The sequence below is a fragment of the Tessaracoccus sp. OH4464_COT-324 genome (genome assembly GCF_003932855.1).
Taxonomy (GTDB): Bacteria; Actinomycetota; Actinomycetes; order Propionibacteriales; family Propionibacteriaceae; genus Arachnia.
The window spans coordinates 347,383-369,226 of record NZ_RQYZ01000001.1; the positions used below are offsets into that span (position 1 = coordinate 347,383).

Genomic DNA, 21,844 nt, shown 5'->3' on the forward strand with positions numbered 1-21,844 from the left:
GCTTTCCCCATGCGAATCACGCCCAGCATCCTGAACGCCGATCTAGCCGATCTGGCACGTGAAGTTGACCGTATTGCCAACGCCGATTTGGTGCACGTGGATGTAATGGACGGGCATTTCGTACCCAACTTGACCATCGGATTGCCGGTGGTTGAGTCGTTGATGAAGCACACCCAGCTGCCCATCGACATGCACCTGATGATCGAGAACCCTGACCGCTGGGCGCCCGCATACGCCGAGGCGGGGGCGCACTCGGTGACCTTCCACGTCGAGGCAGCGAAGGCTCCGGTGCGGCTGGCCCGCGAGCTGCGTCGCCTGGGCGCCCGGGCCAGCGCCGCGCTCAACCCCGCGACTCCCGTGGAGATGGTCGCCGACCTACTCGGCGAGGTGGACATGGTGCTGCTGATGACCGTGGAGCCCGGTTTCGGGGGGCAAAAGTTCCTCGACCTCGTGCTACCGAAGATCCGCAGAGTCCGGGAAATGATCGGCTCGCGCGACATCTGGTTGCAGGTCGACGGCGGCGTCAGCAAAGAGACGATCGAGCGCTGCGCGGAGGCCGGGGCCGACGTGTTCGTCGCCGGGTCGGCCGTCTACGAGGCGGAGAATCCCGCCGTGATGGTCGAAGAACTACGCGAGCTGGCCAGGTCGTGTTCCCACTGAGCGTCGGGTCCGCGGTGCGGAAGACGCGGGAACGCCAAGGCCGGCGTGACACCCGAAAGGGATTCTAAGAGCGTCCGCCGTGCCGGCGCAGGTAGCGCTCGAACTCGGCGGCTATCCGGTCGCCGGAGAGTTCTTCGACGACTTCCTTGTCCCGCACCGCCTCCAGGGCCTCGATGTACTGTGAGATCTCCGGATCGGACTGGGCGAGGTCGTTGACTGCGCTCTCCCAAGCTCTGGCTTGCTCGCCGAGATCACCGCGATCGATGCTGATGCCCAGCGCTCCCTCAAGCTTGTCGAGTAGATGCACCTGGGCCTTGGCGTTCGGAGGGTTCGCGACGTAATGGGGGACCGAAACCCACAGCGATGCCGTCGGCAACCCGTGCTGAGCGAACGCTTGGGAGAGGACACCGACTATGCCGGTCGGCCCGGTGTAGGTGGAACGCTGAAAGCCGAAGCGTTCCTTCAGCTCCTCGCTGGCGGCGTAGAGACCAGTCGGCAGCGGCCGGGTGTGCGGTATGTCGGAGAGCATCGCCCCCAAGGCGAGCACGATAGTAGGGCGCAAGGCCGTCACCCGCTCCACCAGCGTCCGGCAGAAACTGCGCCACTTGAGGTTTGGCTCCGGTCCGAACACCACGATGATGTCTCGCTCGGGGTGAGCGAGCCGTCGGAAACGGATGGAGGGCCATTCGATCCAGGCTCCGTCGGCTTCGCGTCGAATGTGTGGCCGAGTGGCTTGGAAATCGAAATAGGTTTCGTCGTCGACCGGCTCCAACTCGGACCCCGGGTAGGCGTCGAGCAACAGCCGCATGACGTCGCTGGCGGCTTCTCCGGCATCGTTCCAGCCGCTGAAGGCGATGAGGACCACCGGGTCGCGGAGGTCTGAGGCCGGTTCAAACTGCATTGTGCCAGCCTAGCGCGCGCCGCGACCACGCTTCAGGTTTAGGGCCATCGACCTGGCCCGGCTAATGTGTGGCCATGCGGAAACGACTGGGCGATGTTCTTGGCCGTCGCGTCCTGGTAGCCGACGGGGCGATGGGCACGATGCTTCAGTCGTTCACTGAGCTGCGCGTCGATTCGGACTTTCAAGGCCTCGAAGGATGCAACGAAATCCTGAACGTCACCCGCCCGGATGTTGTGCGGGAGATCCATCGCGCCTACCTGGCCGCGGGCGCGGACTGCATCGAGACGAACACCTTCGGCGTTAACCTAGCGGCTCTCACCGAGTACGGCGTCGCGCATCGACTGGAGGAACTGGCTGAGGCAGGCGCCAGGATCGCGCGCGGCGCGGCGGACGAGTTCACGGACAAGCCGCGCTATGTGCTGGGCGCCATCGGGCCGGGTACCAAGCTCCCGACGCTTGGGCACATCGAGTTCACGGCGGTGCGGGACGCCTATCAGCGGCAAACCGCCGCTATGTTGCGCGGTGGCATTGATGGCGTGTTGATTGAAACCGTGCAGGATCTGCTGCAGGCCAAGGCCGCGGTGATCGGGGCGCGTCGCGCGTTCCAGGAAAGCGGTGTCGAACTGCCCATCATCGTGAACGTCACGGTCGAGACGACGGGAACGATGCTGCTCGGCTCGGAGATCGGCGCCGCGCTGGTCACTCTGCAAGCGCTCGGCGTCGACGGGATCGGCTTGAACTGCGCCACCGGTCCGAACGAGATGAGCGAGCACCTTCGGGTTCTCGCCCAAAAGTTTCCCCTGGCGATTGCCGTGATGCCGAATGCGGGTCTGCCGGAGCTGACGCCCGACGGCGCCGTCTACCCACTACAGGTCGAGCCCTTCGCGGAGGCGGTTGGCTCCTTCGTGCAGCAATACGGTCTGAGCCTGGTGGGCGGATGCTGCGGAACGACGCCGGAACACATCCGGTTGCTGGCGGAACGCCACAGCGGAGAGGAGGTGCCGCGCAGACCCGTTTTTGCGGACGATGCGGCGAGTTCGCTCTACGCCGAGGTTCCATTCAGCCAGGACGTCAGCTATCTGAGTATCGGGGAGCGGACCAACGCAAACGGTTCCAAAGCGTTTCGCGAGGCAATGTTGGAGGGCAGGCTGGACGACTGCATTGAGATCGCAAAATCGCAAGCCCGCGACGGCGCACATCTGCTGGATCTGTGCGTTGACTACGTGGGACGGGACGGGGTGCGGGACATGGCCGAGATCGCGGCCCGCCTGGCCACGCAGGTGACTCTGCCAATCATGCTCGATTCCACTGAGCCCGCTGTGCTGCGCGCCGGGCTGGAGAGGCTCGCGGGGCGGTGCGTCATCAACTCCGTAAACTTCGAAGATGGTGACGGTGATTCGAGTCGTTTCGCTCGCATTATGCCGCTTGTGCGGGAACACGGAGCTGCGGTCGTCGCCCTGACCATTGATGAGGAGGGGCAAGCCCGGACCGCTGAATGGAAGGTGCGGGTGGCGTCGCGGCTGATAGAAAGACTCACCCAGGACTGGGGCATGGTGCTCGGCGACATCTTTGTCGATTGCCTGACTTTCCCGATCTGCACAGGCCAGGAGGAGACCCGGCGCGACGGGATCGAAACCATTGAAGCCATCCGCGAGCTCAAGCGGCGATACCCCGGTGTGCACACCACCTTGGGGGTCTCCAACATTTCGTTCGGCCTCAACCCGGCTGCGCGTATCGTACTGAACTCGGTTTTCCTGCACGAGTGCGTTTCCGCGGGGCTGGATTCGGCGATTGTGCACTCGGCGAAGATCCTGCCGATGGATCGTATCCCTGAGGAGCAACGCCAGGTGGCACTGGATCTGATCTACGATCGGCGCGAGCGGTACGATCCGCTCGCCAGACTTTTGGAGATGTTCGAGGGAGTGACTGCCGCCTCCGCTCGGGCCTCCCGGGCCGCGGAGTTGGCCGCGCTGCCGCTGGACGAGCGGTTGCGACGGCGGATCGTCGACGGCGAGTCCAAGGGGCTCGATAGTGATCTCGACGAGGCTCTCCGGCACAAGCCCGCGTTGGCGATCATCAACGAAGACCTGTTGGCCGGTATGAAGGTCGTTGGCGAACTGTTCGGCTCCGGCAGGATGCAGTTGCCGTTCGTGCTGCAGTCCGCAGAAACGATGAAGTCGGCGGTTGCCTACCTTGAACCGCACATGGAGCGGGCCGGCGGCACGGGAAAGGGGACTCTCGTGCTGGCCACGGTGCGCGGCGACGTGCACGACATCGGCAAGAACCTGGTCGACATCATCGTTAGCAACAACGGCTACACCGTGATCAACATCGGTATCAAGCAGTCCATCCAGTCCATCGTCGCTGCCGCCGAGGAGCACGGCGCGGACGCGATCGGCATGTCCGGGTTGCTCGTCAAGTCGACGCTGGTGATGAAAGACAACCTCATTGAGCTGAATCGGCTGGGACTGGCCGAGAAATACCCGGTGCTGCTGGGCGGGGCGGCGCTGACCCGGACCTACGTCGAACAAGATCTCGCCGAGCTCTTCGACGGGGAGGTGCGCTACGCCAAGGACGCGTTCGAGGGATTGGCCCTGATGGATGCGGTGATGGCCGTCAAGCAGGGGATACCGGGGGCTCGGCTGCCGGAACGCAAACAACGCAGGGTAGCTCCTGGACCGCTGGTGGAGATTGCTGATCCAGGTCAGGGCGTGCGCAGCGACGTGGCGCGCGGGGTCCGGGTGCCGTCGCCCCCGTTCTGGGGAACCAGGGTCGTGAAGGGCATTCCGCTCGCGGACATCGTTTCCTGGCTGGACCAGCGTGCCACGTTCATGGGCCGATGGGGTATGAGGTCGATCAAGGAGGGCACCACCTACGAGGAGTTGGTGGAGCAGGAGGCCCTGCCCAGGCTGCGCATGTGGGTGGATCGGTTGAAGACCGAATCCTTGGGCAATTTTGGAGTGGTCTACGGCTACTTTCCCGTCCACTCCGAGGGCGAGAGCCTCATCGTCGGGGATCCGCAGGAGCCGAGCCGGGAGCTCACCAGGTTCACGTTCCCGCGGCAGCGCCGCGATCGCAGGCTCTGCTTGGCCGATTTCTTTCGGGATCGGGAGGAGGCGGAGCGTTCGGGCCCGGACGTGTTGCCGATCCAACTCGTCACCATGGGCTCGGAGGTGGCCAAGGCCGCGAACAAACTGTTCGAGGCGAACTCCTACCGGGACTACTTGGAACTGCACGGCCTGTCGGTGCAGCTGACCGAGGCGTTGGCCGAGTACTGGCACTGGCGGATTCGTCGAGAGCTGGGCTACGGAGCCGAGGAAGGCGCGCGAGATCAGGCCCTGGCGAAGCAGGCCTATCGGGGCTCGCGCTACTCGTTCGGTTACCCCGCTTGCCCGGAGTTGGCGGATCGGCTGAAGCTCGTGGAGCTGCTGCAACCGCACCGCATCGGGGTAGAGCTGAGCGAGGAACTGCAGTTGCATCCGGAGCAGTCCACCGACGCGATCATCCTGCACCATCCTGAAGCAAAATACTTCAGCGCCTGATCACCCGAACCGTGAATGCACCATCATGATTGGAGAACCGTGAGCGAAACCCTGGCTGGAGTCGTCTGGGACTTCGACGGCACGCTCGTGGACACGGAGCCGTTGTGGGCGCGAGTCGAGATCGAGATGCTCGCTGACCACGGCGTGCACTGGGGGCAGGCCGAGATGCGTCAGCTGGTGGGACAGGATGCCGTCAGCACGGTGAAGCTGATGGCGGATGCCGTCGGCAGCCCCGAGCTGTTCGACTCGCTCTACGAGCAGCTGCATCGGCGGGTCGCGGCGCAGCTGTGCGCAGGTGAACTGCCCTACCTGCCCGGGGCGCTGCGGCTGCTGGGCGAGCTCACTGAAGCCGGCGTGCGCTCGGCAATCGTCACCGCCAGCAGCGGGCTGATCATCGAAGCGGCGCGTGCCCGGCTACCGGAGAGTATTGAGTTCATCATCACGGCCGACGACGTCGCGCGCCCCAAACCGGATCCAGAGGCCTACACGCTGGCCTTCGCCAAGCTGGGGCTGAGGCCGCACGAGGTGATCGTGCTGGAGGATTCCCTGCCGGGCATCGCGGCAGGGCTGGCTGCCGGGTCAGTGGTGTACGGAGTACCCATGATCGCCGAGCCGGAGGAGCACCCGAGACTACACCTGTCCGACGACGGGCTTGCCACGACAGACCTAGCCAAACTGACTGCCGTCTGGCAGCGATTGAAGGAGCACAATGACTGATCGTTCCATCCACTCGGGGCCACTACAGGTGGGCGAGCGGGTTACTCTGACCGACACCAAGGGCCGGCGAAAGTCGCTCGTGCTCAGGGAGGGGGCCGTATGGCACACCACCAAGGGCGCCGTCGCGCACGACGACCTCATCGGCGGCCCGGAGGGCGTTGTGATTCGTTCCGCGGGCGGGATGGAATACCTAGCCTTCAGGCCCATCATGCATGAGTACATGGTGAGCATGCCCCGCGAGGCGGCGATTATCTACCCCAAGGACGCGGCGCAGATCGTGATGTGGGCGGACATCTTCCCCGGGGCCCGGGTGCTGGAGGCGGGAGTTGGCTCCGGATCGCTCACCCTGGCGCTGCTCCGCGCGATCGGCGGGCACGGCCAGCTGTACAGCTACGAGCGGCGGCAAGAGTTTGCCGAAGTGGCCAGAAAGAATGTCGAGACCTTCCTGCGCGGCCCCCAGGAGAACTGGCGGCTGACCGTCGGTGACCTGGTGGAGAGCATCACCGACGAGCCGATCGATCGCGCGATCCTGGACATGCTGGCGCCCTGGGACTGCGTGGCTGCCGTGGCCGAGCGGCTCGTCGCGGGCGGGATACTGTGCTGCTACGTCGCGACAACAACGCAGCTCGGCCGGGTGGCGGACACCTTGCGCGCGCACGGCGGCTTCACAGAGCCGACCATGACCGAGACGACGGTGCGCGACTGGCACGCCGAAGGCCTGGCCATCCGACCGGGTCACGGCTCAACGGGACACACCGGCTTTCTCCTGACCTCTCGGCGGCTGGCTCCTGGACAGCAGGCGCCGATGCGCAAGCGACGCCCCGCTCCCGGTGCCTATGGGGCCGACTACGTCGGCCCGCGGCCGAAGAACGTGCCGGAAAGCCTAGGAGGAACTCCTGCGCGGCCAGCCGAAGCGGTAGATCAGTCGCCAGCCGAACAAGAATAGGGCGAGGAAGCTGCTCCCGACCAGGATGAACGATAGGGGAGCGGTGCCGCCTGCCAGTACTCTCAAGGCGACGCCGCCCAGCGAGGTCACGAGCCAGACCACCGAGCCAGCGCGGAAGCCGTAGCCTTGATCACCGAGTGCGGCTACGACTATCCAAGCCAAAACGGCGGCGACGGCGAACGGCCACAAAGCGGCTAGGATGCCTGACAGGTCGTAGCCGTGGCTGCGGCGTCCGATGGCCACGAATAGGATTACTAGCGCCATGTCAATGGCAAATGGAACCACTCGCATCATGGTCGCCACTATAGGAGGGTTAGGGCCGATGGAAGTATTCGGGGGCTACTCTGCCGTTGGCGGTGGCTCGTCGTTCTTTGAGTTGGTGGGCGGGTTTCCTGCTGCAAGTCGCGTGAAGGGCGCGCCCCACGGCACGACCATCCTGGCGGCAGGCTACCGCGACGGCGTGGTGATGGTCGGGGACAGGCGAGCCACCGTCGGCAATCAAATCGCGCTGCACGACGTCGAGAAAGTCTTCGGGGCTGATGAGCGGTCCATCATCGGCGTAGCGGGTGTGGCCGGTCCGGCGGTTGAGTTCGTGAAGCTGTTTCAGGTCGAGCTGGAGCATTTCGAGAAAGTTGAGGGGCTGCCGCTCAGCTTCGACGGCAAGGCCAACCGACTCAGCTCGATGCTGCGCGCCAGCCTCGCCGACGCCCTACAGGGTTTGGTGGTTCTGCCCCTGTTCATCGGCTGGGATGATGAGCAGCGACGCGGCCGCATATTCTCCTACGACGCGACGGGCGGGCGCTACGAAGAGGAGTCTTTCGCCGCCGTCGGTTCCGGCGCGTCCTACGCGAAGTCCGCGCTGAAGAAGCTGCATGATCCCGACGCGGACGAGCTGACCGCGGTCACTTGCGCGCTGCAGGCTCTGTTCGATGCGGCCGATGACGACGCCGCCACCTCAGGCTTGGATCTCACCCGCGGGATTCTGCCGGTGGTGATGCGCGCCTCCGCCGCGGGGGTGGTGCGCTGGTCGGAGGCCGGCGTCGACGAGGTTGCGCGGCGCGTAGTCGAGCAACGTTCCGTGCGTTTCGGCGGCCCGAGGGGGGCTGCGCTGTGAGCATGCCGTTCTATGTGTCGCCGGAACAGCAGATGCTGGACCGCGCGGAGTTTGCCCGAAAGGGCATCGCCCGCGGCCGCTCCGTGGCGGTGTTCAAGGCCGAGCTGGGAATCGTCGCCGTGGCCGAGAACCGCTCCACCACGCTGCACAAGGTATCCGAGATCTATGATCGCATCGCCTTCGCCGCCGCCGGGCGCTACCACGAGTTCGAGGCGCTGCGGGTGGCGGGCATCCGGCAGGCAGACCTGCGTGGCTACGCCTACGACAGGTCCGACGTTTCGGCCAGAAATCTCGCAGGTTCGTACTCCCAGCTGCTCGGTTCTGCGTTTGCTTCGGGCAACGACAAGCCCTTCGAGGTGGACCTGATTCTCGCAGAGCTGGGCGGGGTCCCCAGCGACGACGTGCTTTATCGGATCTCCTACGACGGTGTGATCAGCGACGAGGACCAGTTCGCCGTGGTCGGGGGCGATGCTGAGCGGATCGCGCATTCTTTCGAGACCTCCTTCACGCCGACGATGCCGCTGCCCGAGCTCCTGAAGCTGGCCGCCGGCGTGCTCAACCCGCAGCAGCCGTTGAACGCTGGGCAGCTTGAGGTGGCGCTGCTCGACCGGGAGAGCGGGCGTCGGCGCACCTTCCGCAGGGTCGCGGTTAGGCAGATCGAGGAACATCTGGCGTGACTCTTCGGGTGTTGATCATTGGCGCCGGACTGGTGGGCACGTCGCTGGGCATGGCGCTCACCTCCGCGGGCTGCGACGTCGTGCTGTCAGACGCGGTGGGTGCGCACGCGGTGGTGGCTGCCGGTCTCGGCGCGGGACGGGTCGGGTTGCCGGGAGGCGACGAGGTGGATCTCGTGGTGGTGGCTACTCCGCCGGATGCGATCGCCCCCGTAGTGGTGGACTCCCTGAACCGCTATCCGGTCGCGGTGGTCACGGATGTTGGCAGCGTAAAGGCGCCCATCATGCGGCGGGTCGGTGAGCTGGCCGGAGAATTGGCCGCCCGTTATGTGCCGTCGCATCCGATGGCCGGCTCACAGTTCACCGGTCCGCTCACCGCCTCGGGTCAACTGTTCGTGGATCGAACCTGGGTGATCACGCCCGCTCCGGGCAATTCCCCCGAGTCGGTGGCGCGGGTCGTCGAGTCCGCGGAACTTGCGGGCGCGCACGTGCTGGTGATGGACGCGGAGCGTCACGACGAGGCCGTGGCCCAGGTCAGCCACGTTCCGCACCTGATGAGCATCCTGACGGCCTCGCATCTGCGCGCAGTTCCCGGCGAGCATCTCAGGCTGGCGGGCCAAGGAATCCGCGACGTCACGCGCATCGCCGGCTCAGACCCTAGACTGTGGCGCCAGATCATCACCGCGAACGCGCGAGCCATCCGTGCGGAGCTGGCTGAGGTTGCGGATGATCTGCGCTACCTCATCGAGGTGCTGGATCAGCCGGAACGGCTGGAGGGTTTCCTTGGCCTGGGCAGGGATGGAGCGAATGCACTCCTCGTGAAGCACGGCGCCGAGCCGTTGGACGTCTGGCAGGTGATCGTCGAAATCCCCGACGAGCCGCGCGCCCTGGCACGCCTGTTCACCGACATCGGCGATGCGGGTTTCAACGTGGAGGACTTCGAATTGCAGCACGATCCGGCACGTGAGGTGGGTTACCTGACCATCGTGGTCGGGCGGGAGGTCGCGGAGCAGTTCCGCGAGACCCTGGAGGTCCGCGGGTGGGTGACCGCGTCGGCTATGAGGAAAGGTTGAGATGGATTCGTTGTTGATCGCCATCGACGGGCCGAGCGGCTCAGGAAAATCGACGACGGCGCGACTGCTTGCCGCACGGCACGGGTTGGGCTACCTGGACACCGGGGCGATGTATCGGGCAGCGACCGCGGGGTTTCTCGCCGAGCAGATCGGCGATGAGGGTCTCGTGGACTACGTGGCGGGTGCGGAACTTCTGATCGGCTGCAGCGTTGAGGGCAACCGGGTGCGCATCAACGGCCGCGACGTCACGGAGGAGATCCGCGAGCCACGCATCTCGGCGATGGTGTCGCGCGTGGCAACCAACCTGGAGGTCCGGCGGCTGCTCACTCAGCGAATGCGCCAGATCATCGACGCGCACGGGCGCCGGATTGTCGTGGAGGGCCGGGATATCACCACGGTGGTGGCCCCGGACGCCGACGTGCGGGTGCTTCTCGTCGCTGACCCGGATGCGCGGGTGGCGCGCCGCGAGGCTGAGCTGGCGGGCAGGGCGGGTCGGGCGGACGTGGTAGATCAGGTGTTGCGCCGCGACCGAGACGATTCGACGGTGTCGAACTTCACGGAAGCAGCGGAGGGTGTGACTGTCATCGACTCCACCTTCATCCCGCCCGACGAGGTGGTCGCTCGGATTGAGGAGCTGATTGATGTCTGAGCGGCTTGACGTGCTGGTGAGCTATGTCCCGCAGTCCGATACTGCGCTGGTGCTTCGTGCGCTGTTTGAGGCCGGGGCCGGCGAGATCGGCGCCTACCGGGAGTGCGCCTTCATAACGCCGGGCACCGGCCAATTCCGGCCCTTGGCGGGAGCCAATCCGACGATCGGCAGCGTCAACGAGTTGGAGTACGTGGCGGAGAACCGGATCGAGGTCACCTTCCCCCGGCGCATCAGGGCGCAGGTGGTTGCGGCGCTGCGCGCGGCGCATCCCTACGAGGAGCCCGCGTTCCACGTCGTCGAGAACGTCGCCAGTCATCCTGCGGACGATTCGTCCTAGTCAGCTGAACTTCCGGTGCTTGCGGGCGGCGGGGATTCGTGCAGTCGCCCGGCTTCAAGGTGCCAGGCCTGGTGGAGGTCCAACTCGGAGAGGAAGTGTTCATCGTGACTGACAACGACGATTGCCCCGGGATAGACCAGCAATGCTTGAGTTAGTTGCGCGACCGACTCGCGGTCTAGGTTGTTGGTGGGCTCATCCAGGATGAGCAGCTCCGGCGGAGGATCCGCCAGCAGTATCGTGGCGAGCGCCACCCGAAACCGTTCTCCGCCGGAGAGGGTATTGACCGGGCGGCTCAGCATCGGGCCGCGGAGCAGAAAGCGAGCCAGCAGAGCGTGGGTGTCCTGCGGAGGCCTGGGGGAGGAGCCGTGCACCGCGTCGAACACCGTCGCCGACGGCAGAGTCAGTCGCTGATCCAGGTATCCCACGCGCCCGGTGGCGGTGTCTCGGGCAAGCCGAAGCATCGTCGATTTTCCGGAGCCGATGGCTCCGGTGATCCCCACCCTGTCGCCGCCCAAGATGGGGATGCGCTGGTCGGCGGTGACGAGTTCCGCGAGTCGTCGGCCCTTGGCGCGGGCGAGGTCGATCATCGGGATGCGGATGGCGTCGTCGGATCGAAGTCGGGATTCGGCCTCCGCCAGCTGTTCGCGGGCTTCGCGAACCTTCCTGGCAGAGGCAGCAACCCGATTGGCGCGCCGGGCAAGGGCCGCGCGTTTCTCCGTCGGATCGCTCGGATGAGACTTGCCTGGGCCGAACCGGGCGCTTGACTGTCGCGTCGCGCGGGCGGTCGCCGTGGCCATATGGTTCATGTTCCTGCGCTCGGCCCGCAGTTTTGCGCTGGCTTCCCGAACGTCGCGCTCAGCGGCCGCGTCGCGAAGCCTGCGGTTCAACAGGAAAGCGGTGTAGTTTCCGCCGAAGACCTCGGCGCCTGCATCGTGCAACTCGACGATCTCGTCCATCTGATCGAGTAGTTCGGTGTCGTGGCTGACCAGAATCAGCTGTCCCCGCCAGGCCCGCACCACGTCGAGCAAAGCCGCTCGGGCGGCTCGATCCAGGTTGTTGGTTGGTTCGTCGAGCAGCGCGAGTCGGGCATCGGCCAAATCGAGACCAGCCATCGCCACCTGGATCAGCTCACCGCCGGAGAGCGTTTCCGAGGCCCGTTCCAGGGCTCCCGGAGAGGTGAGACTGGGTACTCGGGCGGCCAACAGTGCATTGGCACGGGATTCGAGATCCCAACGGCCGGACACCAACTCGTAGTCTGCCGCGTCCACGCTGCCCGCTTCGATTCTGCGCAGCGCGGCGAGCGGTTCTGCGACGCCGAGCAACTCGGCGACGGTTGTGTCTCCGTGTTGCAGAAGGTCCTGGCTGAGACGCGCGGCGGACGGTGCGGTTACTCTGCCCTGCGTCGGGGACAATTCGCCGACGATGAGCCGCAGTAGCGTGGTTTTTCCGCTGCCGTTTCGGCCGATGATGCCTGTGCGGCGTGCGCTGAGGACGAGGCTGATGTTGGAAAGCAAAGGCCGATCGCCGTAGGCGAAGCTGAGGTTTGAAATGACTACAGACATGAGAGCTCCAGGGACGCGTTTCGATGCGCCGGAGCGGATGCTCGACGACGCGGGTCAGGCGCGGAGAGCCAAGTACATGTCGGTTTCCGTTTCCTCGGGAATACGTGACCTTCAGGATACCCGGTAGACTTGGTCGGTCGCAATCAGTTTTAGGAGCGCCAGTGACCGATGTATTTGCCGACGAGTTCGAGGAGAAGGTCATCAAACCTGTCGTGGCCGTGGTCGGTCGCCCCAACGTGGGAAAGTCGACGCTGGTCAACCGGATTCTGGGTCGCAGGGCTGCGGTTGTTCAGGATCAGCCCGGCGTCACCCGTGACAGGGTGAGCTACGACGCAAACTGGAACGGTAAGGACTTCATCGTCGTGGACACCGGCGGCTGGGTCTCCGACGCCAAGGGCATGGCCGCGATGATCGCGGACCAGGCGGAACTCGCCATCGCCGCAGCCGATGCGGTGCTGTTCGTTGTTGACGCCACCGTTGGAACGCTGGATGAGGATGAGGCCGTTGTACGGGTGCTGCGCCGGAGCAAGAAACCCGTGATTCTGGCAGCGAACAAGGTTGACGACCAGCGACACGAGGCGATGGCCGCGAGCATGTGGAATCTCGGGTTGGGGGAGCCGCACCCGGTCTCCGCGCTGCACGGCCGGGGATCGGGCGATCTGCTCGACGCCCTCCTCGCTGTGCTGCCGGAAGCTCCGCAATCACCCGAAGTGCAGGAAGCTGGGCCGCGCAGGGTGGCCATCGTCGGTAAGCCGAATGTGGGCAAGTCGTCCCTGCTGAACAAACTCTGTGGTCAGCAGCGGTCGGTGGTCTCCGACGTGTCCGGCACCACCGTCGACCCTGTGGACGAGATCGTCGAGGTGGGCGGCAACGTCTACCACTTCATCGACACCGCGGGCATCCGACGCCGGGTGAAGGAGGCTAGCGGGCACGAGTACTACGCGAGCCTCCGGACTCAGGCGGCAGTTGAGCGTGCTGAAGTGTGCATCATGGTGATCGATGCATCCGAGCCGATCACGGATCAGGACCTGCGGATACTCAGCTTCATCGAGGACGGCGGGCGGGCGCTCGTGATCGCGTTCAACAAATGGGATCTGACCGACGAAGAACGTCGCCGCTATCTGGAGCGCGAAATTGATCGGGACCTGGTCGCCTTCCACTGGGCACCCACCGTGAACATTTCCGCGCTCACCGGCCGCAATATCGACCGACTGTCCAAGGCCATTGAGGAAGCCGCGGCGGGTTGGGAGACCCGCATACCCACCGGTAAACTCAACGCTTTCCTCGGTCGTCTCGCGGCTGCGCATCCGCACCCGTTGCGTGGCGGGAAGCAACCACGCATCCTCTTCGGCACCCAGGCACACAATTGCCCTCCCACCTTCGTGCTGTTCACCTCTGGGCAGATGGACGCTCAATACACCAGGTTCGTGGAGCGGAGGCTGCGGGAGGACTTCGGCTTCCGTGGTTCGCCGGTACACGTCGAAGTTCGCGCCCGGGCTAAGCGCAGCGAACGCGAGAAACGGTAGCCAAAACTGCTGGTCAGCTCCGAGTGGCGTTGACGGCTTGGATGCGCTAAAGTTTCACCTCGGACCGAGGTCCATCGGGCTGTAGCGCAGCTTGGTAGCGCACTTGACTGGGGGTCAAGGGGTCGCAGGTTCAAATCCTGTCAGCCCGACGCCGGCCTTGGTGGGTGGCATCACTCACCAAGGCTTTTCTTCGCAGCAAGAGCCATTCGCGGCTGCTGACTGTTCGCACATCCTTGGGCTTCGTGGGGCAGGAGAATCTATTGTTAACGGTTCTGCATCTTGTGCCCGGGCAACCGGACCGGTAGGGTCTCCCACTCCGGCCATAACGCCAGCGGCTCTCCGTGGCTGGGCCCCGGTTTCACCTGCCTGGAATGGGGCATGGCCGTCGCTCTGCGAGCGGTGTTGATTGGCGGTAGAAAAGAGTTGGGGCCGCAGGCTTGTGCCGCGGCCCCAACCTCCGTAGAGAGGATCAGCCCTGTTCCAGGGCTTCCATCAGGTCGATCATGAACTCTGCATCCTCTTGGCTGAGCCTGTCCCAGCCGTCGGGAGCGCCGATCGCGTCGAGCAGAGATCCGTCGGTGGGGGAGTTGTTGAGCGACTCCAACCACGTCCACAGCTTTTCGCCTTCCGGAGCGAGCGCGGGGCTCATCAAGAGGCTATGCTTCACGACATAGATCTTGCTCGCCATCAGCACGCGCAAGTCGCGACGAATAAGGCGGGACAGCTCGTAGTAGGCGTCGGCCAGGAAGAAGCCCAACTCCACTTCGCGATTCAGCAGGGCCTTGGCAACGAGCACCGGGTTGGGCTTGTACTCCAAGGAGATGCTGTCGCGGTTGAGATCTGCGGGTTCCAGCAGGATGCGGCAAATTCGTTCGACATCGGGCGCATCAGTTGCGGCGACTGTAACCCGTTCACCCAGCTCCGGCACGCTCTGCGCCGGGTTGTCATTGTTCACGACGATGACCGCCTCGTTCGAGACGGCGGAGGGCACGGCCAGCGGTACATACCCCTTGTCACGAACCAACATTGCGGTGTTAGCTGCGTTGGCGAAGACCAAATCGGCCTGTCCCTTGTCGAATGCCTCTTGAAGCTCTGCAAAGTCCGAGTACACCGTCGCCCGGAAGGGCAAGCCGGTGGCGCGCTGAATCTTCGTATTAAACACGAACCAGTCCGCGAAGTTCTTGGTGTTGACGTCCGGACTGATAGCTAGGTGCAACGTCATCCTTGCTCCTCTTGCGCAAGCATCTGCGCATACAGCGCTGCCATCTCTTCAACTTTCTTCCGGGACGGCTCACGACGCACCGAGGTGTGGCCGACGATCTCGCCATTTCGGATCTTGGGGATGATCGTCGCGTAGACCCAATAGAAACCCCCGTCCTTGCGAAGGTTTTTCACATAGCCGCTCCATCGACGACCTTCTTGCACCGTCTGCCACAGGTCCGCGAAAGCGGCCCTAGGCATGTCCGGGTGACGAAGGATCGAGTGGGGCTGCCCCAGCAGTTCCTCGCGGGAAAAGCCGCTCATCAGCACGAAGGCCTCGTTGCAGGTCGTGATGATCCCTGCGGGATCGGTCTGCGAAACGATGAGTTCCCCGGCAGGGAATCGAGTCTCGACATCGGTGGCATAGACAACACGCGAAGTGCCGTCGTAATAATGCAGCCGCGTCTCAGGAGCCTCGCCGACCACGTCGTCGAGAGTCATGTCCTGCAAGTCACTCACCTCATAATCTGTGCGATTTGCTTTGCGACCTGCTTCATTTCATACAGCAGGAGCCCAAGCTTGGCATCTTCGTTGGAGTACGCTTCCAACACGCTCTCCGAGCCGGCCTGGACCAGCATAACGTAGCCGCCGCTGCCCTTCAGCAGCACCTGCTCGAGCGTTCCCCGCTGCAGATCTCCGATGGTACGGGCGCCCATGGAAAGCGCGGCGGCTCCCATCGCGGCGATCCGATCCTCGTCGACGCCGGGGCCGAGCACGGATGCGAGCGGCAAACCGTCAGTTGTGACGAGTACCGCTCCTTCTACATCCAGCGTTCCGCTGACAAAAGTCTGCAACAGACGATTGAGCTGTTCGTTCAAAGACATGGTGTTCCTCTGACCTCATATTGAAGAGGGGCGAGCAGTCAGCCTCAACCAACCATCCGCCCCCCGCGTAAGAGCGAGCCTACTCACTTCTCGCCAGTTAGACTAGAATCGGGCCAATGAAAGTCGACGAACCTGAACCAAAGGTCGAGGTTCCTGTCCCCCCGGAGCACCCTGTTTGATACGAAGGGGCTAGCCAGGCCTCTTTTCCGCCAGCCAGTCAGCAGCAACCCTTCCCGCGGGAAGGTGCTCATTCACGCTGCGTGCGTTCAGCTGCACCAAGTCCTCGGGAGTCAGCAGCAGGCTCACCTCGTCCACTATGCGAGCAGCGTTCGCGTCGACATCATCGCTGGCGATCGGCACCAGGTGGCTAGCCAGGAACAGACCTTTGGTATCTTTTATCGACACAAGGTTGTTGGCCGCCAACGATGGGTCTGCGGTGTAGATGATGGCGAGCTGGATAGCGTCGTCCTTGAGCGCCTTGACCGTCAACGGCCCCCCGCCGTCCTCGATTGGTGAGAAGGCCACCTCAACGCCGTACACCTCCCGCAGCCCCTTAGGCCCGTTAGGTCGCTGCTCCGCCTCCGAGTTAGCTCCAAGGGTGAGCGCGGTTGGAACCTTCGCCAAATCCTCAATGCTCTCGATACCCCACTTGGCCGCGAATTCCTTGGTCACCGTGTAGGAGTCTTGATCAGTAGCGGGCGACTGGGCCAACACTCGAAGCCCTGCTGGGGTGGCTTCTCGCAACTCGGCATAGACGTCGTCGGCGAGGCGCGATTTCGTCTCGCTACGCCAGTACTGCAGCAACGGTCCGGAATACTCAGGGAACAAGTCAATGTCACCTCGCTCGATCTCCGGGAGATAGACCTCCCGCTGCCCGATCCGAAACTGGCGCTCCACCCGGATGCCTTCCTTTTCCAGGGCCTGAGAGTAGATCTCCGCGATGATTTCATTGGAGTAGTAATCCTGGGAACCAACAACGATTGCCCCGTCTGAATCCCCCGATTCCAGCGGGTTGCCGCCACAGGCAGCCACCGCCAGCACGGCGAACACTACCGCTGTCAGACGTCCGGTCTTCATTCTCCTCCAACCTCCATTTCTATGTATCACTTTGCTGGGTCAGCTTTTCTGCGAGCAAACCGCTGAAGCAGCATCAGACCAAGCTCCATCAGCAGGGCCAGCCCAATCACCAAGAGCGATCCCCCGAGCATTTGCGCGTAGTCGCGCGACTTCAACCCGGAGAACAGGTAGCGGCCGAGCCCGACATCGGCCGTGTACGCGGCAAGCGTCGCGGTCGCCACCACTTGGAGGGTTGCGGAGCGCAGTCCACCAATCATCACGGGCAAAGCAAGCGGGATCTCCACCCGCCGAACCACTTGCATCGGACTCATGCCAATGGCTTTAGCAGCAGCAGGAACGGCAGGTTCGATAGCGTGGATTCCGGCGTATGCCCCTGCCAACAGCGAAGGTACTGCAAGCACGATGAGCGCCAAAGCAGGGGCAACCACGCCGATGCCCAGAGCCAAGCCGAAGATGGTGAGCAGGCCAAGCGTGGGAATCGCGCGTGCCACGCCTGCCACTGCGCCAACTACGCCTGCTCCTCGGCCGGTGTGCCCGATATAGACTCCGACCGGCAAGGCGAGAAACGCCGCCAGCGCGACGGTGACCAGGCTCAGAGAGAAATGCTCCACCAATCGCTGGGGGATGCTGCCTGAACCGGTCCAGTGGCTCGTGTCGATCAACCACCGCAAAGCCTCGACGAAAAGAGTCATGTGCTCACCCGCTTGGCCCGCTTCCACGGGGTCAGCAGCCAACCGACAAGGAGCACCACCGCATCAACGATCAAGGCCAACCCCATCGTCGCTGCAATGCCCGTTAGTACCTCCGCGGTGATGCTGCGCTGAAAACCGTCCGTCAACAAAGTGCCCAAACTTGGAACACCGATGAGCGCTCCGATGGTCACCAAGGAGATCGTCGAGACGGCCACCACGCGAGCCCCTGAGACCAGCACCGGTACCGCAAGAGGCAGATCCACTCGCCAGAAAACGCTCAACCGCGAGTGACCCACAGCAACCGCAGCATCGTGGACGGCGGAATCCACCGCGGCGAAAGCGTCCGCGGCCGTTCTCACCAAAAGCGCTACTCCGTAGATGCTCAGCGCAACGATCATGGTGGCCGAGGATCGCAGCGGTATGCCGAGCAACACCGGGATAACTATGAGCAGGGGGAGCGCGGGCACTGCGTAGAGCAGGGTGGCCGCTCCCAGCACCGGAGCGGCCAGCCGAGGACGACGAAACGCCAAGCGCCCGATCGGCACGGCTATCACAATGCTCAGCAGGATCGCAGGCAGGCTGAGCAGCAGGTGAGCTGCAGCCAGTTCCACCACCTGCTGCCAATTGGCTCTCAGCCAGTTCAAGTCTTCAACCTTCCGACGGGTCGGCCCCGCCCGTCTACCGCGAGCAATTCTCCGGCCACTTCTACGGTGGCCAGTGTTCGGTCGATACGATCAACACCCACGAAATCACGGACGAAGTCGTTGGCCGGGCGAGCAAGAATTTCCGTCGGGGTGCCGTGCTGAGCAACGACCCCCTGCTCGCGCAGCACCACCACCTCATCTCCGAGCCGGAACGCCTCGTCTATGTCGTGGGTGACGAACAGGATCGTCTTGCCCAGTTCAGCTTGCAGCCTGATCAACTCGTCCTGCAGCTCTCGGCGGACGATCGGGTCAACGGCCCCGAAGGGCTCGTCCATCAACAGAATCTCGGGTCCACCGGCCAAGGCGCGCGCCACTCCGACGCGTTGCTGTTGGCCGCCGGACAGCTGGCCGGGGTAGCGCATACCCAGCTCCGCCTTCAATCCGACCCGCTCCATCAGTTCGAAGGCTGCGGCTCGGGCTTGTCGCTTGGCCATGCCGTTGAGCATGGGAACCGTAGCGATGTTGTCCAACACTGTGCGGTGCGGCAGCAGCCCGCTGGCCTGCAGGACGTAGCCGATCGAGCGTCGCAACGCAACGGGATTCTGGCTGCGCACGTCGATCCCGTTTATCTCGACCTGGCCCGAGGTGGGTTCAACCATGCGATTTACCATCCTCATCACTGTGGTCTTGCCCGAGCCGGATGAACCAACCAAAACGACCGTTTTGCGGCAGGGCACCAGGAGGGAAAAGTCGGCTACGGCAACTGAACCCGCATACTCTTTCCGGACTGATTTGAACTCGATCATGGCCCTCCAGACCGTTGTCGTGTCCTCCACCGTATCAACTGGCTAGGCAATCGACGTTATGCGCGGCCGAGGAGGTGAAGTCCGAGCCTGGCGGTGGACGAGTCCGGACAGTATCTCTTCCGAGTGGAAAGGGCACAGGGCCTAGTCGTTTCTGCGGGAGTGTCCCGCACAACCCGGTCGGAAACAACCAGCTCTGGTCAAGCCTGGCGCAGTGCCTGGTCCAGATCAGCGATCAGGTCAGCGACGTGCTCGATCCCGACCGATAGGCGGACCATCTCCGCTGGAACCCCCGCCTTCTTCAACTCTTCCTCCGTGAGCTGGGAATGCGTTGTGGAAGCGCTGTGGATCACCAGGGACTTGGCGTCACCAATGTTCGCCAGGTGGCTGAACAGCCTCAGCGAATCGACGAACCGGGCTCCTCCTTCCCGGCCGGATCGCAGGCCGAAAGACAGAATGCCTCCGAACCTACCGGAGTCGAGCACCCGCTTGGCCACGGCGTGGCTGGCCGACGAGTCCAGGCCGGGATAGTTTACCCAGGCTACGCCCGGATGGCTCTCAAGGAAGCGCGCGACGGCGAGCGCGTTGTCGCTGTGGCGCTCCATTCGCAGGTGCAAGGTCTCGATCCCCTGAAGCAGCAGAAAAGCGTTGAAGGGAGAAATAGCCGCACCTGTGTTGCGCAGCAGTACCGTCCGCGCCCGAACCACAAAAGCTGCTTTGCCCGCCGCTTGGGTCCACACAACCCCGTGGTAGGCGGGGTCGGGGGCGGCCATGTTCCGGAAGCGATCGGCGTGGCTTTCCCAGTCGAAATTGCCTGAGTCGACGATGAGCCCGCCCAGCGAGGTGCCGTGTCCGCCCAAAAACTTGGTGGCGGAGTGCACGACGATGTCCACGCCATGCTGGAATGCTCGGGTGAGGACCGGCGTGGCGACGGTGTTGTCCAGGATGAAAGGCAGTCCCAACTCGTGTGCAGCGCCCGACCATGCGTCGAGATCGATCACGTTGATTGCCGGGTTCCCGATGGTCTCGCCGAACACTGCTTTGGTTCGGTCGTCGACGTGCTGCGCGAGTTCATCCGGTTTGTCGGGGTCAACGAACCGTGTCTCAATGCCGAACTGGGGCAGGGTGTGTGCCAGTAGCGCATAGGTGCCGCCATAAAGCGTGGACAGCGCGACGATGTTGTCGCCTGCCTGGCACAGGTTCAGCACCGCATACGTGACGGCGGCCGCTCCGGACGCAGTGGCAAGGGCGCCCACTCCGCCCTCAAGCGCATTCACACGTTCTTCCAGGGCCTGCTGGGTGGGGTTCATGATCCTCGTGTAGATGTTGCCAGGGCGCTTGAGCGCGAACAGTTCCGCCGCGTGCTCGGTATCTTCGAATACGAAGGATGTGGTCTGATAGATCGGAACCGCTCGAGCCCCGGTCGCGGGGTCCGGCTGCTCCTGGCCCGCTTGTACGGCCAGCGTCTCTGGGTGAAGGTCCACCGTAAATACTCCTGTTTTCGTCGATTCACGAGCTTTGAGCCCTTAACTGCTCCCGATGAACTTTAATGTGGAGTGCAAGCAAGATAGGAGACGTTTCATGATCAAGCGAATCGCGGCCGTGGCAGCCACGGCCGCGCTCCTGGCCGGAGCGGGGGTGTCGTCGGCCGATGCTGACGACGACCAAACCGTCCGCATCGCCACGTTCAACGCCAGCCTCAACCGCAACGCAGCGGGGGAGTTGCTCCGGCAGTTGAATGACGGGACGAATGAACAGGCGCGGAACGCTGCGGAGACCATCCAACGTGCACGGCCCGACATCGTCCTGATCAACGAGTTCGATTATGAGCCTGACCTCAGGGCCGCCAAGGCCTTTCACGACAATTACCTGAAGGTCCCCCAGCGCGGGGCTGAACCTGTCGAGTACCCCCACATGTGGGCCGGCCCGGTAAACACCGGTGTGCCGAGCGGGCATGACCTCAACAACGACGGCACCGTGGGTGGTCCCGAGGATGCCTTCGGGTTCGGGCAGTTCCCCGGACAGTACGGCTTCGTTCTTTACTCGAAGTATCCAATAAACCAGGGGAGCGTTCGCACCTTCCAGAAGTTCCTCTGGAAGGACATGCCAAGCAATCTCATCCCGGAGGGTTGGTACTCGGCCGAAGCACTATCGGAACTGCGCTTGTCGTCGAAGACACACGCCGACATCCCCGTGCAAGTCGGCTCACATACGCTGCACATACTCGCCGCCCACCCGACGCCCCCTTCGTTCGATGGTCCGGAGAAGCGAAACAAGCGTCGCAACAACGACGAGATCCGTCTGTGGGCCGATTACATCAGCGGCAAAGCCGACTACTTGTACGACGATTCCGGGGCTCGGGGAGGGTTGCCCGACGGCGAAAGTTTCGCGATCCTCGGCGACTACAACTCGGATCCGGTTGATGGAGACTCCTGGCCCGGATCGATTGATGCGCTGCTGAAGAACAGTCTCGTCCTTGATCCGAAACCCGTGTCGGCAGGCGCGGTCGAGGCGGCCAAGCGGCAGGGCGGAGCGAACAACTCCCACCTCGGCGATCCGGCGCTCGATACCGCCGACTTCAACGACGCCCCGCGGCCGGGCAACATTCGAGTCGACTACACCCTGCTGAGCGCCAAGACGATGTCGGCGAAGGACTCGGCAGTTTTCTGGCCCAAACGCGACGACCCGTTGTTCCGGCTGGTGGGGGAGCATCCATTTCCGACCTCCGATCACCGACTCGTCTGGGTGGACGCGCAGTTCCGCGCCGGCCCAGATCAGCCCTTGCTGCCAAAGCTGCCGAATACCGGCCGCTAGTGCCCTGTGGGGAACCGGGTGACGCTAAT

The 21,844-nt window shown here is 63.8% G+C and carries 22 protein-coding genes and 1 tRNA gene; 12 read left to right on the forward strand and 11 right to left on the reverse strand.

Annotation, left to right across the window (positions count from 1 at the left end; genetic code table 11):
• Nucleotides 1-9: 9 nt before the first annotated feature.
• Entirely contained in the window at nucleotides 10-660 is a 651-nt protein-coding gene (rpe, locus tag EII42_RS01675) for a ribulose-phosphate 3-epimerase (protein ID WP_125170360.1), read from the forward strand.
• A 64-nt stretch (nucleotides 661-724) separates the two neighbouring features.
• Here the strand turns inward: rpe and EII42_RS01680 are convergent, their stop codons facing one another.
• Entirely contained in the window at nucleotides 725-1,561 is an 837-nt protein-coding gene (locus EII42_RS01680; RefSeq protein ID WP_125170361.1) for a PAC2 family protein, read from the reverse strand.
• A 74-nt stretch (nucleotides 1,562-1,635) separates the two neighbouring features.
• On the opposite strand from EII42_RS01680, the gene metH reads away from it, so the two are divergent.
• From metH to EII42_RS13250, 3 genes are read left to right on the forward strand one after another with little or no spacing between them, the layout of a single operon-like run.
• Nucleotides 1,636-5,103, forward strand: coding sequence for a methionine synthase (gene metH / locus EII42_RS01685; RefSeq protein WP_125170362.1), 3,468 nt, complete (start codon nucleotides 1,636-1,638; stop codon nucleotides 5,101-5,103).
• Nucleotides 5,104-5,142: 39 nt separating this feature from the next.
• Nucleotides 5,143-5,820, forward strand: a complete 678-nt coding sequence (locus tag EII42_RS13245) for an HAD family phosphatase (protein WP_199729761.1) — start codon at nucleotides 5,143-5,145, stop codon at nucleotides 5,818-5,820.
• Entirely contained in the window at nucleotides 5,813-6,766 is a 954-nt protein-coding gene (locus tag EII42_RS13250; RefSeq protein WP_199729762.1) for a tRNA (adenine-N1)-methyltransferase, read from the forward strand. The genes EII42_RS13245 and EII42_RS13250 overlap by 8 nt, the downstream gene beginning before the upstream one ends.
• On the opposite strand, the gene EII42_RS01695 is transcribed toward EII42_RS13250, so the two are convergent.
• Entirely contained in the window at nucleotides 6,704-7,060 is a 357-nt protein-coding gene (locus EII42_RS01695; protein WP_125170363.1) for a DUF3054 domain-containing protein, read from the reverse strand. The two genes, EII42_RS13250 and EII42_RS01695, sit on opposite strands and share 63 nt — an antisense overlap.
• Nucleotides 7,061-7,088: 28 nt before the next feature.
• Between EII42_RS01695 and prcB the strand changes: the two genes are divergently transcribed.
• Genes prcB through EII42_RS01720 form a run of 5 tightly spaced genes read left to right on the forward strand, consistent with a single transcriptional unit; the run spans nucleotide 7,089 to nucleotide 10,613 of the window.
• Entirely contained in the window at nucleotides 7,089-7,880 is a 792-nt protein-coding gene (prcB, locus tag EII42_RS01700; protein WP_233558221.1) for a proteasome subunit beta, read from the forward strand.
• Between the two features lie 2 nt (nucleotides 7,881-7,882).
• Nucleotides 7,883-8,557, forward strand: a complete 675-nt coding sequence (prcA, locus tag EII42_RS01705; RefSeq protein ID WP_233558222.1) for a proteasome subunit alpha — start codon at nucleotides 7,883-7,885, stop codon at nucleotides 8,555-8,557.
• Nucleotides 8,558-8,607: 50 nt separating this feature from the next.
• A complete protein-coding gene (locus EII42_RS01710) occupies nucleotides 8,608-9,627 on the forward strand; it encodes a prephenate dehydrogenase/arogenate dehydrogenase family protein (RefSeq protein WP_125170446.1) in 1,020 nt (339 codons plus the stop codon).
• Nucleotide 9,628: 1 nt separating this feature from the next.
• Nucleotides 9,629-10,276, forward strand: coding sequence for a (d)CMP kinase (cmk, locus tag EII42_RS01715; RefSeq protein WP_125170365.1), 648 nt, complete (start codon nucleotides 9,629-9,631; stop codon nucleotides 10,274-10,276).
• Nucleotides 10,269-10,613, forward strand: a complete 345-nt coding sequence (locus EII42_RS01720; protein ID WP_125170366.1) for a hypothetical protein — start codon at nucleotides 10,269-10,271, stop codon at nucleotides 10,611-10,613. Before cmk ends, EII42_RS01720 begins: the two co-directional genes overlap by 8 nt.
• Here EII42_RS01720 and EII42_RS01725 read toward each other — a convergent pair.
• Nucleotides 10,610-12,175, reverse strand: a complete 1,566-nt coding sequence (locus tag EII42_RS01725; protein ID WP_125170367.1) for an ABC-F family ATP-binding cassette domain-containing protein — start codon at nucleotides 12,173-12,175, stop codon at nucleotides 10,610-10,612. The two genes, EII42_RS01720 and EII42_RS01725, sit on opposite strands and share 4 nt — an antisense overlap.
• A 161-nt stretch (nucleotides 12,176-12,336) precedes the next feature.
• On the opposite strand from EII42_RS01725, the gene der reads away from it, so the two are divergent.
• Both der and EII42_RS01735 read left to right on the forward strand, forming a co-directional pair.
• Nucleotides 12,337-13,701, forward strand: a complete 1,365-nt coding sequence (gene der, locus EII42_RS01730) for a ribosome biogenesis GTPase Der (protein ID WP_233558224.1) — start codon at nucleotides 12,337-12,339, stop codon at nucleotides 13,699-13,701.
• Nucleotides 13,702-13,776: 75 nt separating this feature from the next.
• Nucleotides 13,777-13,850 (forward strand) — tRNA-Pro (locus EII42_RS01735).
• A gap of 320 nt (nucleotides 13,851-14,170) precedes the next feature.
• Here EII42_RS01735 and EII42_RS01740 read toward each other — a convergent pair.
• From EII42_RS01740 to EII42_RS01775, 8 genes are all read right to left on the reverse strand, one after another.
• On the reverse strand, nucleotides 14,171-14,923 hold the full coding sequence (locus tag EII42_RS01740) for a PhnD/SsuA/transferrin family substrate-binding protein (protein WP_125170369.1): 753 nt from the start codon (nucleotides 14,921-14,923) through the stop codon (nucleotides 14,171-14,173).
• A complete protein-coding gene (locus EII42_RS01745; protein WP_125170447.1) occupies nucleotides 14,920-15,402 on the reverse strand; it encodes a PAS domain-containing protein in 483 nt (160 codons plus the stop codon). The genes EII42_RS01740 and EII42_RS01745 overlap by 4 nt, the downstream gene beginning before the upstream one ends.
• A 14-nt stretch (nucleotides 15,403-15,416) precedes the next feature.
• The gene (locus tag EII42_RS01750; protein ID WP_125170370.1) at nucleotides 15,417-15,785 is read right to left on the reverse strand and encodes a roadblock/LC7 domain-containing protein; all 369 of its coding nucleotides are present in this window, start codon (nucleotides 15,783-15,785) and stop codon (nucleotides 15,417-15,419) included.
• A gap of 189 nt (nucleotides 15,786-15,974) precedes the next feature.
• Nucleotides 15,975-16,862 carry an ABC transporter substrate-binding protein gene (locus EII42_RS01755; protein ID WP_125170371.1) on the reverse strand — a complete coding sequence of 296 codons (888 nt, stop codon included), beginning with the start codon at nucleotides 16,860-16,862 and terminating at the stop codon, nucleotides 15,975-15,977.
• A gap of 26 nt (nucleotides 16,863-16,888) precedes the next feature.
• A complete protein-coding gene (locus EII42_RS01760; protein ID WP_125170372.1) occupies nucleotides 16,889-17,554 on the reverse strand; it encodes an ABC transporter permease in 666 nt (221 codons plus the stop codon).
• On the reverse strand, nucleotides 17,551-18,198 hold the full coding sequence (locus EII42_RS01765; RefSeq protein WP_125170373.1) for an ABC transporter permease: 648 nt from the start codon (nucleotides 18,196-18,198) through the stop codon (nucleotides 17,551-17,553). Before EII42_RS01765 ends, EII42_RS01760 begins: the two co-directional genes overlap by 4 nt.
• Nucleotides 18,195-19,004, reverse strand: coding sequence for an ABC transporter ATP-binding protein (locus EII42_RS01770; RefSeq protein ID WP_125170374.1), 810 nt, complete (start codon nucleotides 19,002-19,004; stop codon nucleotides 18,195-18,197). Before EII42_RS01770 ends, EII42_RS01765 begins: the two co-directional genes overlap by 4 nt.
• A gap of 197 nt (nucleotides 19,005-19,201) precedes the next feature.
• On the reverse strand, nucleotides 19,202-20,485 hold the full coding sequence (locus EII42_RS01775) for an O-acetylhomoserine aminocarboxypropyltransferase/cysteine synthase family protein (RefSeq protein ID WP_125170375.1): 1,284 nt from the start codon (nucleotides 20,483-20,485) through the stop codon (nucleotides 19,202-19,204).
• A gap of 97 nt (nucleotides 20,486-20,582) precedes the next feature.
• On the opposite strand from EII42_RS01775, the gene EII42_RS01780 reads away from it, so the two are divergent.
• Nucleotides 20,583-21,815 carry an endonuclease/exonuclease/phosphatase family protein gene (locus EII42_RS01780; RefSeq protein ID WP_125170376.1) on the forward strand — a complete coding sequence of 411 codons (1,233 nt, stop codon included), beginning with the start codon at nucleotides 20,583-20,585 and terminating at the stop codon, nucleotides 21,813-21,815.
• Nucleotides 21,816-21,844: the final 29 nt, after the last annotated feature.

Coding starts and splice junctions, on each gene's coding strand:
- prcB (WP_233558221.1), top strand. CDS start 7,089: ATGGAAGTATTCGGGGGCTACTCTGCCGTTGGCGGTGGCTCGTCGTTC.
- cmk (WP_125170365.1), top strand. CDS start 9,629: ATGGATTCGTTGTTGATCGCCATCGACGGGCCGAGCGGCTCAGGAAAA.
- EII42_RS01695 (WP_125170363.1), bottom strand. CDS start 7,060: ATGATGCGAGTGGTTCCATTTGCCATTGACATGGCGCTAGTAATCCTA.
- EII42_RS01780 (WP_125170376.1), top strand. CDS start 20,583: ATGATCAAGCGAATCGCGGCCGTGGCAGCCACGGCCGCGCTCCTGGCC.
- metH (WP_125170362.1), top strand. CDS start 1,636: ATGCGGAAACGACTGGGCGATGTTCTTGGCCGTCGCGTCCTGGTAGCC.
- EII42_RS01750 (WP_125170370.1), bottom strand. CDS start 15,785: ATGTCTTTGAACGAACAGCTCAATCGTCTGTTGCAGACTTTTGTCAGC.
- EII42_RS01725 (WP_125170367.1), bottom strand. CDS start 12,175: ATGTCTGTAGTCATTTCAAACCTCAGCTTCGCCTACGGCGATCGGCCT.
- EII42_RS13250 (WP_199729762.1), top strand. CDS start 5,813: ATGACTGATCGTTCCATCCACTCGGGGCCACTACAGGTGGGCGAGCGG.
- EII42_RS01745 (WP_125170447.1), bottom strand. CDS start 15,402: ATGACTCTCGACGACGTGGTCGGCGAGGCTCCTGAGACGCGGCTGCAT.
- EII42_RS01740 (WP_125170369.1), bottom strand. CDS start 14,923: ATGACGTTGCACCTAGCTATCAGTCCGGACGTCAACACCAAGAACTTC.
- EII42_RS01760 (WP_125170372.1), bottom strand. CDS start 17,554: ATGACTCTTTTCGTCGAGGCTTTGCGGTGGTTGATCGACACGAGCCAC.
- EII42_RS01755 (WP_125170371.1), bottom strand. CDS start 16,862: ATGAAGACCGGACGTCTGACAGCGGTAGTGTTCGCCGTGCTGGCGGTG.
- prcA (WP_233558222.1), top strand. CDS start 7,883: ATGCCGTTCTATGTGTCGCCGGAACAGCAGATGCTGGACCGCGCGGAG.
- EII42_RS01770 (WP_125170374.1), bottom strand. CDS start 19,004: ATGATCGAGTTCAAATCAGTCCGGAAAGAGTATGCGGGTTCAGTTGCC.
- EII42_RS01720 (WP_125170366.1), top strand. CDS start 10,269: ATGTCTGAGCGGCTTGACGTGCTGGTGAGCTATGTCCCGCAGTCCGAT.
- EII42_RS01710 (WP_125170446.1), top strand. CDS start 8,608: ATGGCGCTCACCTCCGCGGGCTGCGACGTCGTGCTGTCAGACGCGGTG.
- rpe (WP_125170360.1), top strand. CDS start 10: ATGCGAATCACGCCCAGCATCCTGAACGCCGATCTAGCCGATCTGGCA.
- EII42_RS01680 (WP_125170361.1), bottom strand. CDS start 1,561: ATGCAGTTTGAACCGGCCTCAGACCTCCGCGACCCGGTGGTCCTCATC.